The organism is Furfurilactobacillus sp. WILCCON 0119 (genome assembly GCF_053471565.1).
In genome coordinates, this window is sequence record NZ_JBPCCV010000001.1 from 43,353 (window position 1) to 60,137 (window position 16,785).

The window sequence follows — 16,785 nt, forward strand, 5'->3', positions numbered from 1 at the left end:
GCGAAAAATGCAGAGGGGAGATTGATGGGGACTGGGACCAAGGCCGGTGTTCTCGTCGAAGTGAAAATGAAACCGAAAGTCTTTTTAGAATTTGTTGAAATACAATCAATGGTTGCCAGTGTGTTGCCGTTTGTTCTGGGACTCCTATATGCCTGGTATAATTTTCATAGTTTTGTTCTTATAAACAGTTTGCTGTTTTTTGTGATTAACGAGTTGTTACACATGGCGGTGAATGCTAACGATAATCTTCAGGACTTTATCCACGCAAAAGATGAAGAAACGTTTAAAAAGGTGACAAACGTGGTGGGTCACTATGCGATTTCCAAGCGAACCGGGATCGGTGTCATCGTGACGTTAGTGACCACGGCAGCCGTTTTGGGTGTGGCGTTACTAAAGCTAACGTGGGGGCCCTTTAGCTGGCAACTCATTTTAATGGGGCTTTTTGGTTGCTTAATTGGTTACTTTTACGCTGGCGGAGCCCGACCAATTTCGACAACACCGTTTGGTGAAGCAGTTTCGGGACTAACCATGGGGTACGTCATTATGTTGGCGGCCGTTTATGTTAACATTGCCTCGGCGCGTCAGATGACGTGGACGGCTGCTGGCGAAATTTTGCTTGCGTCTGGTCTGGCAGTCTTTGCCATCAGCAACATTATGCTGGCGAATAATTTATGTGACGTTGAGGAAGATAAATTAAATGACCGAAAGACAATCGTCGTTTTGCTGGGTCAGCGAACAATGCTAACCGTTTGGCGAGTTAGTTATGGATTGGGCTATCTGTGCGTCATTGTGGCTGTTTTGATGGGAATTTTACCTAAGCTGGCCCTGCTAGTTTTGCTTTCGGCGCCGTTAATCCATCGAAACAATGTGGCATTTTCAGCGAAGATGATCAAGTCACAGAGTTTTGTTCTATCGGTTAAAAACTCGGTGTTACTCACAGTTTCGCTTGTTCTGGCGATTGGACTTGGCATCATTACTGGTATTTAGAAATAGTTATGAGAACGAAATCTTGCCGGTGACTGGCATTGTGCCTATACTGAACACATAAAAATTGTAAACAATTTAAATTAACGTGGGGTGACAGCTGATGAGTAAAATTCTTGAGAAGCAAGACATTGTTTATGATCAGGCTAACGAATTAGCGCTTGACGTGTATGCGGATGAAACCGTGGAACCACTAGGAACATTAATCGACATTCATGGTGGTGGTTGGTTTAGAGGCGATAAAGAAAAGGACCGCGACTGGGCGACGCGATTAGCAAACGATGGGTTTGTTGTGATTGTTCCAAACTATCGAATCACGCCAGCGGGTCACTATCCGGATCCGTTAACCGACATGGATCACGTGATGACATGGCTCAAAACAAGTCCCTATAATAACGAACACGTGGGCGTCGTTGGGTCATCAGCTGGTGGCAACATGGCTGTTGAAATGGGGCTGAAATATGGGCTCCCAACGGTGTCATTATCCGGAATCCTTGATATTGATGATTGGCTACGCGACCATCAAGACGTTGTTGCCCAGCAAGACACCGCTCAGGATTTTGTTCATTCGGCTAGTAGCCAGATCAACCAAACCGGGGCAAACGATGGTTTTTATAAATGGTTTGTCACGAATTATTTTGATGGTCAGACAGATCAATACACTGCGGCAACACCAGCAAAACATGTTTCTCAGACTGCTGGACCGATGTACCTTGCTAACTCGCTTAATGAATTTGTCCCGACAAGTGGGGTGATTGATTTAGTGAGGGCGCTAAACGCGGTTCAAGTTCCGACTGTGAGTCGCTTTTTGCCAGGCAGTCGTCACGCGAAGGGGTATCTGGACGACGTTTATGACGAAACGCTTGCGTTCTTAAAGACGAGCCTCAAAAAGTAATGGTGATAAAAATGGCGGATGACCTGATGTGATGATTGGGTCATCCGCCATTTTGTTTAATCGGCTAATAATGGACATTAGCGGGTCGAGATTGGTATCATGGGGGCGACTAAACAGTGGAGGTAGAGCGATATGACGCGTGAAGATGAACGGGCACTGGAGAAATTAGGAGCGTTTGAAATTAGTGACCGACTGATTGATTACGCCAAACGAGATCAGCGGGGCCACGTGTTTTTGAATGCGGGGCGGGGTAATCCGAACTGGATCAACGTGTCGGCCCGGTCAGCATTGATTAACCTGATGCGTTTTGGCCTCAACGAATCACAACGCACCATGAACACTGGTAACCTGGCTGGCTATATTCAGCCGGAGGGCATTGCAGAGCGGCTCCAAGCGTTCTGTGCGACCCTTTCAACGGCTGATGGGCACTTTTTGAGCGAATCGTTAACGTACGTGAAAGAGCACGTTACGACGGATCTTGATGCCGTAGTGGCTGAGTGGGTCGATGGGGTCATTGGAAACAACTATCCTGTTCCGCCACGTGTGCTACGGTATACGGAACCAATTATTACCCAGTACTTAGCGGCAACAATGGGCTTTGACGAAACGGTGACGGCGACGAACCTGTTTCCAACTGAAGGTGGGACGGCAGCGATTGTCGACATTTTTCATACGTTACGTGAAAATGGACTGATTGCACCTGGTGATAAAATCGCCATTAACACACCGATTTTCACACCGTACTTAGAAATCCCGACGTTAGATGATTATCAGCTGGTTGAGGTTGATTTACGGTCGACAGAGGCCCAAAACTGGGAGATTCAGCCAAGTGAAGTGGACAAGCTTAAGGATGATCAGGTTAAGCTATTGATCCTTGTTAATCCATCCAATCCAGGGGCAATGGCGCTTAACGAGGCGGCATTAGCTGCCTTACAAGACGTGGTGGCGGCCCGGCCTCAACTGATGATTATTACAGACGATGTGTACGGGACGTTTGTTCCCAATTTTAAGTCTGTCTACAGCGTTGTGCCCCATAACACAGTGCTCGTTTACTCATATTCCAAACTGTTTGGTGCCACTGGCTGGCGGTTAGGGGTGATCGCAGTTGCTCACGAAAATGTCTTTGATGCACTGATTTCACAGTTACCTGTCGAGCAAACGCAACGATTAAGAAAGCGTTACGGTCGCGTGGTGACACAACCGGACACACTGTCGTTTATTGAACGGCTAGTGGCGGACAGCCGGTCGGTGGGGTTATACGATACGGCGGGATTATCAACGCCTCAGCAAATCCTGATGGTCTTATTTTCATTAACGCACTTACTTGCAGGAAGCCCCGATTCGTACATTGATGAAGCAACACAACTGGTTGTGACCCGTGAACATGATCTCAATCAGGCGTTGGGGATTCCAGACAATGATTCACCTGATAACACCCATTATTATGAGCTGGTTGATATTTACCGGTTGGCCGAGAAACGTTATGGCAAACAATTTCGTGACTACCTAATGACGAATTTTGAAGAGGTCGATTTCTTGAAACAGCTTGCTGAAAAACGTGGTGTCGTGTTGATGGATGGCGTTGGTTTTGGGTCTTCAGCCGGCATTTTGCGGGTCTCACAGGCCAACTTACCAAACGCAGATTATGCCCAAATAGGGACCCAGATTCTGGCTGTCCTTGCTGATTATTATGCGGCCTTTTCAGCACAGGCATAGGCGCTAACAAAAAGAGGTAAAGTAAAAAGAAAATCCCTGTTACGATGAAGACCCCCCAGAGTTGGACAAAAGCCAGCTCTAGGGGGTTCTTGTAATTAAGTTGGGTTAGTTACCGTGATGTTGATCCCATATCATTAGGAGTAAGACGATTAGTAACGTGACGACAACACCAAGCAGTGATTGTGGGCCGATCAAGCGTGTTAACCAAGTTGAAACAAAGGCGCCGATTCCAAAACTCGCAGCCACCCAAAAACTGTCACGAAGCAAAACGTGATTCGTTGCCTTAGCACCATGACCAAGAAGAAGGTTAAACAACGCGGCACCAACTGTGCGAAGGTTACCAGTTGTCATGGTTGTGTTGTAAGGGTGGTTATTTAGAACACGAAATGTATGAACTTGGAACGCGGCAAATAGTGATAACCCGCTGGTGATTCCACGACTGGGAAGAATCGGTAACAAGAGATCAATGGCAAAAATACCGACGAGCTCTGCGATGATACTAATTTCCTGCCAAATGAGGTGGCCCGGTCGGTTGAACCGTTGCTCAATGAGGTTAGCCAACCCAGCACCAAGGATAAAGCACAGAATTGGGATGAGGTAGGCGATGGTCTTGGCAAAGTGCCCGTCTGCCAGGTTTAATCCAAGCAAAATGACGTTCCCAGATTGTAAGCTGGCAAAGACTTCACCGTGAAAAATGTATGTGTAGGCATCAAGGTAGCCGCCAACGCCGGCTAGCAAAACACCAATCAAGAGGGACTCGTAAATGGGCTGTTTTTTAAGTGATTGCATGTGAACACTTCCCTATGAGTTTAATAATTCAGTTCAGTATACGCCGTCATTAATAAAATGACTGGAAATGATATTTATGAACATGACGAGGAAATTTTGTTGTTAAAGCGAACGTACGTTTGTATAATGTAAATTGAAATCAAAACAGGGAGCGTGAGCAAATGGCAGACTATGACTATGATGTGGAACCACGCGGTGTCTTTTTCGCCGTTGACAATAAGTCTTTTTATGCCAGCGTTGAGGCCAGTATGCGTGGCTGGGATCCGCTAGATGTTTGCCTTGTGGTGATGAGCGAGCAGGAGAACACTAACGGTGGTCTCATCTTGGCCACGTCACCTGAAGCAAAACGGCGGTTTAATCTGCGGGCCAATGTCTCCCGTCAACGTGATTTGCCGGATGATGCCAGCATAAAGGTGGTGCCGCCGCGAATGAATTTATACATCAAACGTAACCTTGAAATTAATAACGTCTTTCGTCAGTTTGTGGCTGATGAAGACTTGTGGCCGTACTCAATTGATGAATCGATCTTAGACCTAACAAAGTCGTGGCGGCAGTTTGGGGCGTCACCCGTCGCAGTTGCGCAAGTGATTCAGCATACGGTTTATGAACGTTTTGGGCTTTACGTCACGGTTGGGATCGGTGAGAACCCGGCCCAGGCGAAGATTGCCCTAGACATTTATGCAAAGCATGCGGAGAACTTTATTGGTCAAATTAGTTATGCAACGGTCCCACAAACGATTTGGTGCATTAAAGAAATGACTTCTGTTTGGAGTATTGGTCGGCGCACAGCTGAGCATCTTCGACGGTTAGGAATTACCAACATGAACGAGTTAGCACATGCCAATCCGTACATGTTAAAGCAGGAAATGGGGATGATCGGTGCCCAACTGTTTGCACTATCATGGGGGATTGACCGGGCAGAATTGCGGGAGCGGGTTGATGTGAAATCAGCAGGCTTCAGTAATTCGCAAGTGTTACCAAGGGATTATGATGATCAGCACGAAATTGAACTGGTCATCAAAGAAATCGGGGAGCAGCTTGCCTCACGATTACGTGGCCATGAAAAGCTAACGGCCAGTGTTTCACTCAGTATTGGGTTTTCGTATGGCGTGAAGGAGAGGACCGGCCGCGGTGGGTTTCATCAACAATTACGGTTAGACGCAACCAATGATCATGAAGAAATCGTCCGTGGTCTGACCTACCTGTTTCGTAAACACTGGCACGGTGAAGCGGTTCGAAACATTGCGGTGGCGGGCGCAAATTTATCGGCTGCGACTTACCGGCAACTAAATTTATTTGTTGATCCTGAAGCACAGGAAAAAAAGCACCAGGTGGAAGCAACGATTGACGATCTGCGGCATCGGTTTGGTTTCAAGGCCCTGGTGTACGCACGGAGTACCGAAACTGGCGGGACGGCCCTTGACCGTGCAGCGCTGGTTGGTGGCCATAACGGAGGAAACGCCTATGATTGATGAAAGTCGGCTCATTTATGAGCGAATTGAGCCACTCTTTTTGCGGCAGCCGCACACCCGTTACTGGATTCTCGTTGCCGATGATCCGTACGACAAACAATATAATTTCTTTTTCAATTCGCTTAAACAGGGCCACCGGGAAAGATCAGTGCCATTGCATTCAGTGACCGATTACCAGTTAGCCTATTTAGAAGCGCTCATTGCTAAGTTACGGTTACGGACAAAGTTAACGCTTGTTTTTTTGAATTTTCAGCAGCAGCGGTGGCCCGAAAGCCAACGCTTAATTGAACGGAGGCGGCATCCCGATGAAGCCCGGTGAGTATGATCCAGAGTTGGTCAAGATGTTTTTCCATCATGATTATCAGGATCGTGGCATGCTTAAATGGCAGGGGTATTACTTGTCGGACCATACAAGCGCCCTTAATAAGCAAACGTTGGCTGAGAATGAACGTGATGCCCGTGTGACCGTTGACCCAATGGGCCAAGAAGCAATTTTTACGGCCGTGGGTCAGGCAATTTTGAAGCAAAAGGCAGTCGCCATTTTTCTGAACGAAATGAGTGTGGAAAATGGGTTGCCAGCTGTCATTGAAGGCAGAATTATGGGGCAAGGGCGTGAAGATGTGATTATTGTTGGGGAAACCAATGTGCACATGGAACAAATTAGGGCGGTTAAGGTATTGAATGAGTGAGGGCAGTTGAGAAGTGCCGGCAACATACAACGCTAAATGGAGTACAGCAATTGCTGATCGAACACATAAAAAAGAGGCCTCCAGTTGGATGCCTCTTTTTTATGGTCAGCCCTAACTTGCGTTTGGAACGTTTGCGAGTGTCCATGTAATCGTGGACTGGTACAAACCGGGTGAAACTAACGGTGTTGGGGCAATTTTTAGTGTTGACGGTGATAAATCTAAAGACGACGTTGCGGTACTCGTCGCTTGTTGTTGAAGAACCAACGTTTGTGAACCATCGTTACGAACGGCCACGTTATTGATTGCACCGTTTGATGAAAGGAGATTGAGGGTGATGCCCCCGTTAGCCCCCAACGCACTTTTATCAGTTGCATTGTTAAATGGAGTCATGCTAGCGTAGAGCGTCCACCCAGCACCGCTTCCACGCGGATCAGTAACTTGGAGGGCGCCCTTACCGTTCCCGTCATACGTTGTCTTGGGACCGGTGAATGGGGTTGTTGTGGTCAACGTTGTCCCCTGAACAATATCGTTAATTGGGACGGAGCGATTTGTTGACCCAAAGCTAAAGTCAGGGACGCCATCTAATGTGAGTGAGTTGGGAGTGACACTAAGGGTGGCTGTGTTCGTTTGATCTTTTTGAGCAGAGGTTCCAGGAACAGGCACCATTAATTCTGCGTAGTACGTACTTTTATCTTCCTTAATTGACGTTTTATCGAGGGTCAAAACACCGTTGCTAATGCCGGTGGCGGCGTCGGTTGAGACACTAACCTTGGTTCCATCAGCTAAGGTTTGCCCATCCTTAATGACTTCATCGGTACCGTTAGCCAGCTTATGGTGCCAAGCGCTGACTGTCGTGCCTTTGGTATAACCGTTGACTTCAAATGACGGATTGGTTTTCCCGTTTTCTAACGCCTTGGTGTCTTGTAACCCCCCGATAAACATTTTTAACGTCCGGGTGAGGCCACTTACCTGTGCGGTAACCACGACTGGGCCATATTTTGAGGTCTCACTGCTAGCCGTGACTAACCCAGTATCTGAAATGGTTGCTACGTTGGTGGCTGAACCATCTGGGTTAGCAATTGACCACGTGATTTTATCCGTTGCCTGGGCGGGGGTCAACGTCGGGTGGACGACTTCTGAATGCCCGTTAGGCAGGTTCGGGTTATCAACGCTTAACGAAAGGTCAGTAGCGTGAACGATCTCAGGTGAAATTTGAACTTTAACAACGTTCGAATAGTAGGTATTGGCACCAACACCGAACCAGCCACCGGAATAATGTAACTGAGCTTGGTAGTAAATCGTGTGTGATTTACCATCGTTTTTAAACGTGTTTGTTAACGACGAATTTTGATGGTTACTATCGGGATTATTAGCTGAAACGGTGGCAGTGCCAGACGAACCGGAACCATTGGTCACGGGCTTCCAAGCAGAGTTGTTTTCTGACCAATTCCAGGTAACGGTGGGATCCCCCTGATCGGCAGTGAGAAAAAACGTTGCCCGAACTGTACTCAGCTTTAGCGTATATGCAGTGTCTGCCACGGAATTTGTATCCACAGGCTGTTGTTGAAACCCACCGGTCCACTGAGAAAAGAATCCGGAAACGGGTGCCGCACTGGGTGGGTTGGTGTTTGGGTAATCAGCGGCGTTAACGGGAATACTAACTGATAGAAAAATAAACATCGTGGTTAATAAGCCGATTAACCATGGTAAATGGCGTTTATATTTCACGGGGCAATCCTCCTCCTTACTAGTTTGCTGAGTGATCGTTTTTATTTCTGCGACCTAACCAAAAGCTAATACCAGCAAGTAAGAGGGCGCCGAGAATCGCAAGCAGAACGTATAACCAAGTCCAATTATGTTTAACATTGGTCAGTTGCTTATTGTACTTATCGGCTTCCTTTTGTGAAATGGTAAAGTTTTTGGTGAATTTCCAGCTTCGTTTAGCTGATGTGGCCGTTAGTTTCAACGTGTACTTGCCGGCCTTTAACCGATGATGACCTGTGGAGATGGCGTAGTTGAAATTACTATTTGGTGCCATTGCGTAGTCATGCTTGGTGGTCTTGTATAACTGGTTCGAACTGTTGCGAGGATAAACCCGGCCCGTGATGGACATTTTCCCAAAGAGAACGGGGGCCTTGTTTTGTAGGTTTGCTAGCACGGCACCATCACCGGCAACTTCACCTGCACGAACTTGGTTCAAGGCCAGGTCGGGGGTAACCTTTTTATTGGGGTTTTCTTGTAACCGCACCCCAAGAACCATTGAGTAGCGGTTATTGATCTTAAAGCCCTTAGTTTGCCCTGTTGCCTTGTGGGTTGCGGGGTCAGAAACAAAGATACCGCCGAGGATTTGACCCTGGAAGCCTTTTTTGGGAATCTGGGTGGTAAACGTAATTGGTTTGGCCTCATTAGCGGCTAACTTGACGGTTACTGCCTTCGACGTTAGCTGTGTAAACGTGTACTTTGCGGATGAGTCGCGCTTTTTGTTTGGCGTATACACAACGACCCCGTTGTCCCCAGTTGTTGCGTTTGTCGGTTGAACCTTTAACGAGCGGGCCTGGTTTGTTTTATTAGCGACCACCACTGTCAGTTCCTGGGTCTGGTCGGGGGTAACCTTTAGGTCAAAGAAACCGGTCTCGTCTGGGAGCTGATTTTTGGGAAATTCTGGTGTGATGGTAAAGCCGGCACCAGTGGTTGGACTCGTTTCAGCGAAAACCGTTTGGGGGACGATTAAAAAGAGTGAAACAAAAAGGAGGGTGGTAAACACCCGTTTAATAGTCTGCATAGTTGATCTCCTGATGAAAAGAGCCGATTAACCAGTTGGTTATTCGGCTCTTTCGTATTAGTTCGCTGGTGTAGCAGTTGGAGCATTTTGCAACGTCCAGAATAAGTTTGCTTGGTACGTTGTTGGTTGAATGTCGTTTTGTTGCTTGATTGTCAACGTGTTGGCAGCAGAAACGAAGTCTTCCGTGTTGGTCCCTTCACCAGTGTTCTTATCAGTGCTCCAAAGGACAGAGGCAGTTGGCCACGTCGCTGCGTCAGCAGTTGCCGCAGAGTTCAAGCTAATGTTCTTTGCCGCAGCGGTGCCGCTAACTAAGGACTTTTGGTTGCTTGCACTTAAGTTCAACGTTGCGTTGTTGATCTTGCTAGCACCACTATTGCTAGTGAACTGACCAAGTGCGGCTAAGACCGTCCAACCATTGTTAGAACCAGTGTAGTCGGTAACGGATAAGGTTCCGCTGTTGTTCCCATCGAAGGCAGTACTGTTTTTACTGTCACCGCTACCTACAGTGTTGTCTTTCAGTGCCAATGTTTGGTCAGCACTTACGATGTTCGCAACTGATCCGTTTTGGAAGTTCATGTCAGGAACTTTATCCAAGGTTAATTGACCAGCATCAACCATAAATTGAGCAGTGGACTTACCTTCAGCGGCACCAGAAGCGTTACCGTTGTATGATGTTCCACTAGAAATGAATCCTTGGCCGACCTTTGTGGTTGCGCTAATGTTGTTCGTTGCATCCCCAGGGCCGTACTGGTTTGAAGCAGACCGGTCAGCGTGAGCAACCGTTGGCGCAGCAGCTAAAGCAAGGCTAGCCAAAGCGGTTAAGGCAATAAGACGTGTTGTTTTCATGTGAAGTCCCTCCATATTGTGGATCTACTAGTTGTTTTTAAAGGTGGTAATTAAGTAGATTGTTTATGTGATAGATCTTAAACCTCGTTAATTATATCAGAAATTAAATAATGTGCAATCTAATTTGAAAACTTGTTATGACGTACTTAATTCAGGTTTTAATCACTATTATTTGAAATAAACATCAGTGATATTCATTGTTTGCGGGTGGTGTAAATTTCCGAATAAACTTGTTGGCAAAATTTCAACGAAAGCGTTACGCTTACTTTGCCCTAACAAAAAGTAAGGAGATGCTGTCTTATGGCAAAAATGATTGCAGGTCAAGCATTAGTAAAAGTCTTAGAATCATGGGATGTTGATCACGTATATGGGATTCCGGGTGGTTCAATTAACCACACTGTTGAAGGTCTTTACTTAGAACAAGACAAGGTTAAGTACATTCAGGTCAGACATGAAGAAGTTGGGGCCATGGCTGCTTCGGCGGATGCGAAGCTGACAGGAAAGATCGGTGTTGCGTTTGGGTCAGCGGGTCCTGGTGCAACGCACCTCTTCAACGGCCTGTATGACGCAAAGATGGACCACGTTCCTGTCCTTGCGTTGGTTGGTCAAGTTGGCCAAGACATTATGAATACGAACTACTTCCAAGAGATGGATGAAGGACCAATGTTTGCGGACGTTGCTGTTTACAACAGAACGGTAACAACAGCGGACCAAATTCCGTATGTGATCAACCAAGCGATTCGTGAAGCTTACCGGTTGAAGGGCGTTGCGGTGGTCACTATTCCTGAAAACCTCTCTGCGGAAGAAATCGACTTTTCACTGCCAAAAACACCAGCAACGGTTTCAGCTTCATTTACTGAAACCATTGATCCAGAGGTCGTTAAGGACACCGTTAAACTTATTCAGGACGCAAATCACCCATTATTTTATGTTGGAACTGGGTTGAAGGGCGCTCGAAAAGAACTAGACGCAGTGTCAGAGCAGTTTGACATTCCTGTTGTTTCTACGGTTCCGGCAACCGGAATCATGGAAACAAACCATCCTAACTATCTTGGAACGAATGGTCGTTTAGGTTCGAAATCAGGTTACGAAGCCGTCCAAGAAGCGGACTTAATTATTTTTATCGGTTCAGAATATCCGTTTGCACGGTTCTGGCCAAAGGACGTTAAGATTATTCAAGTAAACGATAATAGCTTTGATATTGGTAAGGTTGTTCCCGTTGATTACACGGTCATTAGCGATGGAAAAACGTATCTGCAAGCCCTTATAGACAGTGGCGCAACAGCAACCAACGAAGCGTGGATCAGTGCTAACCGTAAGAACCGGGAAAACTGGCTCAACTGGCTTGATGCCCGTGCCCAAGACGAAAGCACTGGCTTGCAACCTGAGGCTGTCATGAAGCAGGTTCGAGCATTGGCTGGTCCAAATGATACGTATGGTGTGGACACTGGGAATGTTTCTGAATTTGCCGTTCGTGGTGTCAAAATGGACGAAAACCAGAAATTTGTTCTTTCAGGCTTGTTTGCAACCATGGGTTACGGGTTACCAGCAGGACTTGCTGGGGCGTTGAGCTTCCCAGATTCACAAGCATGGACGTTCTCCGGTGACGGGGGCATCGCCATGGTTATCCAAGATTTGCTTACCGAAGTTCGGTACGAACTGCCCGTTGTTAACATCGTCTTTTCAAACGAACGGTTTGGTTTCATTTGGTATGAACAGCAACAAACAAAACAGCATTTCTATGGCGTTGATCTGACAGAGACGGACTGGGCAAAGGTTGCTGATGGGTTCGGTGCAATCGGGTTTAACGTTTCCACGTTAGCCGAACTGGAAACAACGTTTAAAGAAATCAAGCGGTTGCAGGAAGCTGGCAACAAAAAGCCAATCCTTCTGAACGCGCAAATTGATCCATCAGATCCAATTGCGACCGGCTTCATGCCACTGGATCCAGATAAGTACAGTCAAACGCAAATTGATGATTACGCTAAACAGTACAAGATCAACACAAAGGATCAACCAGCGCTCGGCACGTTGCTTAAAGAAGCTGAGCATTAATCATTAGTTCAATTCAGTTCTTGTCGGTTTATAAAGGAGCGGATAGGCGATGAATGCAAAATCTTTATATCATACGACCGTGACAAACAAAGATGGTCTCGTTGGTGAAAGCTACGTTGAAGGAAATGAAGGACTTGCGCTGGGGGTTAGTAGTTCGCTTGTTGATGCACCCGGAACGAACCCAGAACAATTCATCGGCTTTGCGTTAAGCACCTGTTTCAACGCAACGCTGCAAATTGTTGAAAAGCGCCACCACATTGTTCCAGACACAGAGATCAGCACCCGTGTTGATATTTTGAAAGACACCGTTGGCTATAAGTTTGATGTGAGTGCCAAAATTATTTTTAGAGATACCGACTATGGGACGGCGCAACCGCTAGTTGATGAAGCACTGGACGAATGTCCGGTTGCCAAGTTGCTAAAGGATAATGAGAACGTGAAGTTTATCATTGTCGGCGGCCCTGACGATAGTGCCACGACCTTTGGTGAGTAACCAGGACTAAAAGTGAATCACAATTAAAAATAGTGAACGGCTTGGCTTCGAATTTTTTCGACGTCAAGCCGTTTTTAGATTTAATGAATGTTAGTTTAATGATAAAAACGAGTGAAATAGCATCTATGATATAATAATCTTCAGCATAATTTAGAAGACAAGCAATGACCGGTCCTTTGTAGACTAGTTAGTCGTAAAATGGGTTAGAAATTCATGTAAGAATCGTGGAGGGTGAAAACGGGGTTATGAAGAGAATTGAATGGATCGATGTGGTCCGCGGGATGGCGATACTTTTGATTATCATTGGTCATTCGCTGTATGTGTATTCATTTTCGAATCTTGCTAAAGTCATATTTGCAGTTCATGTACCAGTTTTCTTCGTCCTTTCTGGATACTTATTTAAAGAACGTGACTGGAAAAAAACGACAACTGGATTGTCCACAAATGTCTTATTACCGTATTTTGGAACTTCAATAATTATTGTGGCAATTTCCTGGATTGCATTATCATTTCCCGGCATTAAAGGACTTACTGGTTTTGATAGCCTAACGCATGCGATTTTAGCAGCATTATATGGCATCGGGACACCCAGCAAACTTCCTGGTAGCCAGGGGCTTATTGTTCCCGCAATTGGCGCAATTTGGTTCTTGCTAGCAATGTTTGTTGGTAATTTAATGTTTAATTTAACGTTAAAGGTAACGAAGCGGGCCAAGGCACAACTTGTATGGATGTTAGTGATTGCCGTTGTGTTAGCAACGATTGGGTTTGGAACCGTTAAATTTATCTTGCTCCCCTGGTCGATAAACGCTGCGTTGATTAGTCAGGTCTTTTATTGGTTTGGCTACGCACTAAAACAGTATGACCTGGTAGAGCGATGGTACTGGTCCTACTTAGTTGGTGGGATAATTCTATGGGCGTTGTCAGCGTGGTCAGGCTTCTTCTATCTCAACGTTGGGTTTGCAGCAAACCCGATTTTGGCAAGTCTTGGCGGGATGGGCGGAAGTTATGGGTTGATTCTCCTTGCAAAATTTATTGCTGAAAAGACGCCACGGATGTCGTGGACATGGCTAACGTGGTTTGGCCGTGAATCACTCATTGTTATGTGTTTTCATGATGTTGACTTAGATAATTTTAAAATTGCTGGTAAGCTTTTCACACTCAGTAGCTCACACCTGAATAATGTGATTGGCGTAATTATTGTGATTATCTACCACGTCATTTTTGTCAGTGTGGTAATTCTCTTAATTCCTCATCTTCCAATTGTTCGGAGTGTTTACATGCACCGACAGTTTAGTTTTGGCCGTCGGAAAAAGCAGCCCGCATAAAGGCGGGCCTTATAACAAATTTAAAAGACAGACCATGGTGACTATGTTTCAGCTTAGTCACCATGGTCTGTCTTTTATTTAAAGTGTGATGAATTTTTAATTTATCCAAGTGCCAATGATTTTCATAAACTAGTTTAGTGCTAATACACGAATGAAAGGGTTGCGTGGTATAATTTCCGTTGTATTCAATTTGTACGAAATGAGGGCTTAAACGAACCATGATGACTTTTAAAGAACTGGACGAGGCGGCGTACCTAGCGTTCGAACAGCAACATCCACAGGGTAGTTACACTCAGATTCCTGAGCAAAAGAAGGTTCTTGCTCAGCGGAGCTGGACCTCGGCCTACGTTGGGGTGGTTGATGAAAACGACCATATTCTTGCAGCGGGCTTGTTAAACTGGCGAAAGCTACACCTCGGCTATTTATTTGAAGTCGCTGGTGGTCCGATGATGGATTATAACGATGCGGCACTCGTTAAGACGATGACAGATGGGATCGTGGCCTTTGCTAAGGCCCGTCACGGCCTTGTTCTGCGGTGGCTTCCCAACGTTGTTCACCGTGAATTCGGTGATGATGGAACGGTTTTGGCCACTGAAAATGAACAAGCCATTACCAACCTAACAACGGCAGGATTTACCCGGATTCCGTTTACACCCGGGTTTTCAACGTTAGCTGTGGGCTATCAATTTGTTAAGAAACTGACGGGCTTAACCCCAGACACGTTGGTCAAGAGTTATCAAAAGGATGCGCAGTATGCGTTAAAGAAAACGCAACAATTTGGGATCACACTGCGGGAATTAAGCTACGATGACTTACCGCGGTTTAAAGAATTTACGCAAGCAACGGCTGACCGGCTCAACTTTCATGATAAGCCGTTGGATTATTACCAAAAGACGTACAAGGCCTTTGGGGAACACGTTAAGTTTATTTTTGCAGAACTGAACTTTAAGACCTACATGGCAAGTCAGCGGGCCCAAGCGGACAAACTCCAGGGTGAGGTGGATAAGTTAGACGCCCAGCTGGTGGAGAAACCCCACAATAAGCATTTGAAGGGACAACGCCGTGAATTGGCTGATCAGATCAAGCAGCATGAGAAGCGGATTAAGGAAGCTCAGCAGTTTGAACAGGCGGATGGGTCGACGACGGTTCTGTCCGGGGCGATGTTTTTTGTTCAGCCGCAAGAAGTGGCGTACATGTTTAGCTTTACTAATGAAGCGTTTAAGAAATTTTACGCACCGTATATGATCCAGGATCACATGATGCGGGTTGCGGTGGACAACGGGTGCCGGTTGTATAACTTCTATGGTGTTTCGGGTGTATTTGATGGCTCCGACGGTGTGTTGAAGTTTAAACAGTCGTTTAACGGGGTTACGCAAGAAATGCTGGGGACGTTTGTTAAACCGATCCGGCCGGTCCAGTACCGACTGTATGAATTATTGAAACGCGTTCTTGGCCGTGGTGCCGACGATTAATAAGAGAATGTTGTAGTGCGACCGGTTTTCCAAACGTTTGGGACGCCGGTCGTTTTACGTTAAGCAGACAATTTTGATCCATATGGGTTGCCTTAAAGTGAACTTGAGGGTTTAGACTGGTTTTATTGAAGCACTTTTTTAAAGAACATGATGATTGAAAATGTGGAGGAACAGGATGAAAACAGCAGTTTTTGTAAAACCAGGACAGATGGAAGTTCAGCAATTACCTAAACCAACAGTTAAACACGATACCGACGCCGTGATTCGGGTGGTTCGGGCCTGCGTGTGCGGGTCAGATCTATGGTGGTACCGGGGCATTTCGCAACGTCCGTTGAACACGCCGGCAGGCCACGAGGCGATCGGGGTGGTTGAACAGGTGGGAAATGCGGTCACGGCTGTTACACCAGGGGACTTTGTGATTGTACCGTTTACTCACGGATGTGGGCATTGCGCAGCCTGCAAGGCCGGTTATGATGGAAATTGTTTAAACGCTGGCGAACTGGATGACGAAGTGGTTGGTTATCAAAGCGAATTTCTTCGTTTTAAAAATGCAAATTGGGCGCTGGTTAAAATTCCCGGGCAACCGGCAGATTATACGGACGATCAGTTAAATGATCTCTTGAGTTTGGCCGATGTTATGGCGACGGGGTACCACGCGGCAACCAGTGCTGGCGTAACGGCCGGCGATACGGTGGTTGTAATGGGTGATGGTGCTGTTGGTCTGTGCGGCGTAATCGCGGCAAAGATGCTCGGCGCAACCCGGATCATTGCCATGAGTCGGCATGAAGATCGGCAGGCGCTAACAAAAGAATTCGGCGCAACGGACATCGTTTCTGAACGTGGTGATGAAGCGGTGGCCCGCGTTCAAGCATTGACGGACGGCGGGGCAGATGCCGTGTTGGAATGTGTCGGCACGGAACAGTCAGTTGCGACAGCAGTGGCCGTTGGTCGGCCCGGCGCAATCGTGGGCCGGGTTGGTGTGCCCCAAAAGGCAGAGATGAACACAAATGCGTTATTCTGGCGGAATGTTGGCCTGCGCGGTGGGATTGCATCCGTTACAACGGATGACCGGGCTGTGTTACTTGATGCCGTTTTAACCGGGACCATCCATCCGGGGCGTGTCTTTACCCAGCGGTTTGGCTTAGACGAGGTTGAAGCAGCGTATGAAGCAATGGATCAACGAACAGCCATTAAGTCATTACTCGTTGTGTCAGATTAAACCGGCACGCAAGAAAATATAGGTGATCATACAGCACTAACAAACCGG

The 16,785-nt window shown here is 46.6% G+C and carries 15 protein-coding genes; 11 read left to right on the top strand and 4 right to left on the bottom strand.

Features of this window, described 5'->3' with window-relative positions:
* Window positions 1-24: 24 nt before the first annotated feature.
* The 3 genes from ACRYI5_RS00300 (at window position 25) to ACRYI5_RS00310 (ending at window position 3,595) form a co-directional block, all read left to right on the top strand.
* On the top strand, window positions 25-987 hold the full coding sequence (locus ACRYI5_RS00300) for a UbiA family prenyltransferase (protein ID WP_448223832.1): 963 nt from the start codon (window positions 25-27) through the stop codon (window positions 985-987).
* A 100-nt stretch (window positions 988-1,087) separates the two neighbouring features.
* A complete protein-coding gene (locus ACRYI5_RS00305) occupies window positions 1,088-1,879 on the top strand; it encodes an alpha/beta hydrolase (protein ID WP_407880842.1) in 792 nt (263 codons plus the stop codon).
* Between the two features lie 132 nt (window positions 1,880-2,011).
* Window positions 2,012-3,595, top strand: coding sequence for a bifunctional aspartate transaminase/aspartate 4-decarboxylase (locus ACRYI5_RS00310; RefSeq protein WP_448223833.1), 1,584 nt, complete (start codon window positions 2,012-2,014; stop codon window positions 3,593-3,595).
* A gap of 105 nt (window positions 3,596-3,700) precedes the next feature.
* On the opposite strand, the gene ACRYI5_RS00315 is transcribed toward ACRYI5_RS00310, so the two are convergent.
* Window positions 3,701-4,384 carry a YoaK family protein gene (locus ACRYI5_RS00315; protein ID WP_448223834.1) on the bottom strand — a complete coding sequence of 228 codons (684 nt, stop codon included), beginning with the start codon at window positions 4,382-4,384 and terminating at the stop codon, window positions 3,701-3,703.
* A 161-nt stretch (window positions 4,385-4,545) separates the two neighbouring features.
* Between ACRYI5_RS00315 and ACRYI5_RS00320 the strand changes: the two genes are divergently transcribed.
* The 3 genes from ACRYI5_RS00320 to ACRYI5_RS00330 are packed head-to-tail and all read left to right on the top strand — an operon-like array spanning window position 4,546 to window position 6,545.
* Complete coding sequence (locus ACRYI5_RS00320; RefSeq protein ID WP_448223835.1) at window positions 4,546-5,856, top strand: Y-family DNA polymerase; 1,311 nt, start codon at window positions 4,546-4,548, stop codon at window positions 5,854-5,856.
* Window positions 5,849-6,175: an acetyl-CoA carboxylase gene (locus ACRYI5_RS00325; RefSeq protein ID WP_407880838.1), complete on the top strand. Its 327-nt coding sequence runs from the start codon at window positions 5,849-5,851 to the stop codon at window positions 6,173-6,175. The genes ACRYI5_RS00320 and ACRYI5_RS00325 overlap by 8 nt, the downstream gene beginning before the upstream one ends.
* Window positions 6,162-6,545: a hypothetical protein gene (locus ACRYI5_RS00330; RefSeq protein ID WP_448223836.1), complete on the top strand. Its 384-nt coding sequence runs from the start codon at window positions 6,162-6,164 to the stop codon at window positions 6,543-6,545. The genes ACRYI5_RS00325 and ACRYI5_RS00330 overlap by 14 nt, the downstream gene beginning before the upstream one ends.
* Before the next feature lie 111 nt (window positions 6,546-6,656).
* On the opposite strand, the gene ACRYI5_RS00335 is transcribed toward ACRYI5_RS00330, so the two are convergent.
* Genes ACRYI5_RS00335 through ACRYI5_RS00345 form a run of 3 tightly spaced genes read right to left on the bottom strand, consistent with a single transcriptional unit; the run spans window position 6,657 to window position 10,173 of the window.
* Window positions 6,657-8,273, bottom strand: coding sequence for a WxL domain-containing protein (locus ACRYI5_RS00335; RefSeq protein WP_448223837.1), 1,617 nt, complete (start codon window positions 8,271-8,273; stop codon window positions 6,657-6,659).
* A 19-nt stretch (window positions 8,274-8,292) separates the two neighbouring features.
* On the bottom strand, window positions 8,293-9,327 hold the full coding sequence (locus tag ACRYI5_RS00340; RefSeq protein WP_448223838.1) for a DUF916 and DUF3324 domain-containing protein: 1,035 nt from the start codon (window positions 9,325-9,327) through the stop codon (window positions 8,293-8,295).
* A 57-nt stretch (window positions 9,328-9,384) separates the two neighbouring features.
* Window positions 9,385-10,173: a WxL domain-containing protein gene (locus ACRYI5_RS00345; RefSeq protein ID WP_448223839.1), complete on the bottom strand. Its 789-nt coding sequence runs from the start codon at window positions 10,171-10,173 to the stop codon at window positions 9,385-9,387.
* 300 nt (window positions 10,174-10,473) lie between these two features.
* Here ACRYI5_RS00345 and spxB point away from each other — a divergent pair, with 300 nt between their 5' ends.
* From spxB to ACRYI5_RS00370, 5 genes are all read left to right on the top strand, one after another.
* Entirely contained in the window at window positions 10,474-12,228 is a 1,755-nt protein-coding gene (gene spxB, locus ACRYI5_RS00350; RefSeq protein ID WP_448223840.1) for a pyruvate oxidase, read from the top strand.
* Between the two features lie 49 nt (window positions 12,229-12,277).
* Entirely contained in the window at window positions 12,278-12,721 is a 444-nt protein-coding gene (locus ACRYI5_RS00355) for an OsmC family protein (RefSeq protein WP_407880831.1), read from the top strand.
* 245 nt (window positions 12,722-12,966) lie between these two features.
* A complete protein-coding gene (locus ACRYI5_RS00360; RefSeq protein WP_448223841.1) occupies window positions 12,967-14,046 on the top strand; it encodes an acyltransferase family protein in 1,080 nt (359 codons plus the stop codon).
* Between the two features lie 218 nt (window positions 14,047-14,264).
* Window positions 14,265-15,518: an aminoacyltransferase gene (locus ACRYI5_RS00365; RefSeq protein WP_448223842.1), complete on the top strand. Its 1,254-nt coding sequence runs from the start codon at window positions 14,265-14,267 to the stop codon at window positions 15,516-15,518.
* A 175-nt stretch (window positions 15,519-15,693) separates the two neighbouring features.
* Window positions 15,694-16,737: a zinc-binding dehydrogenase gene (locus ACRYI5_RS00370; RefSeq protein ID WP_448223843.1), complete on the top strand. Its 1,044-nt coding sequence runs from the start codon at window positions 15,694-15,696 to the stop codon at window positions 16,735-16,737.
* Window positions 16,738-16,785: the final 48 nt, after the last annotated feature.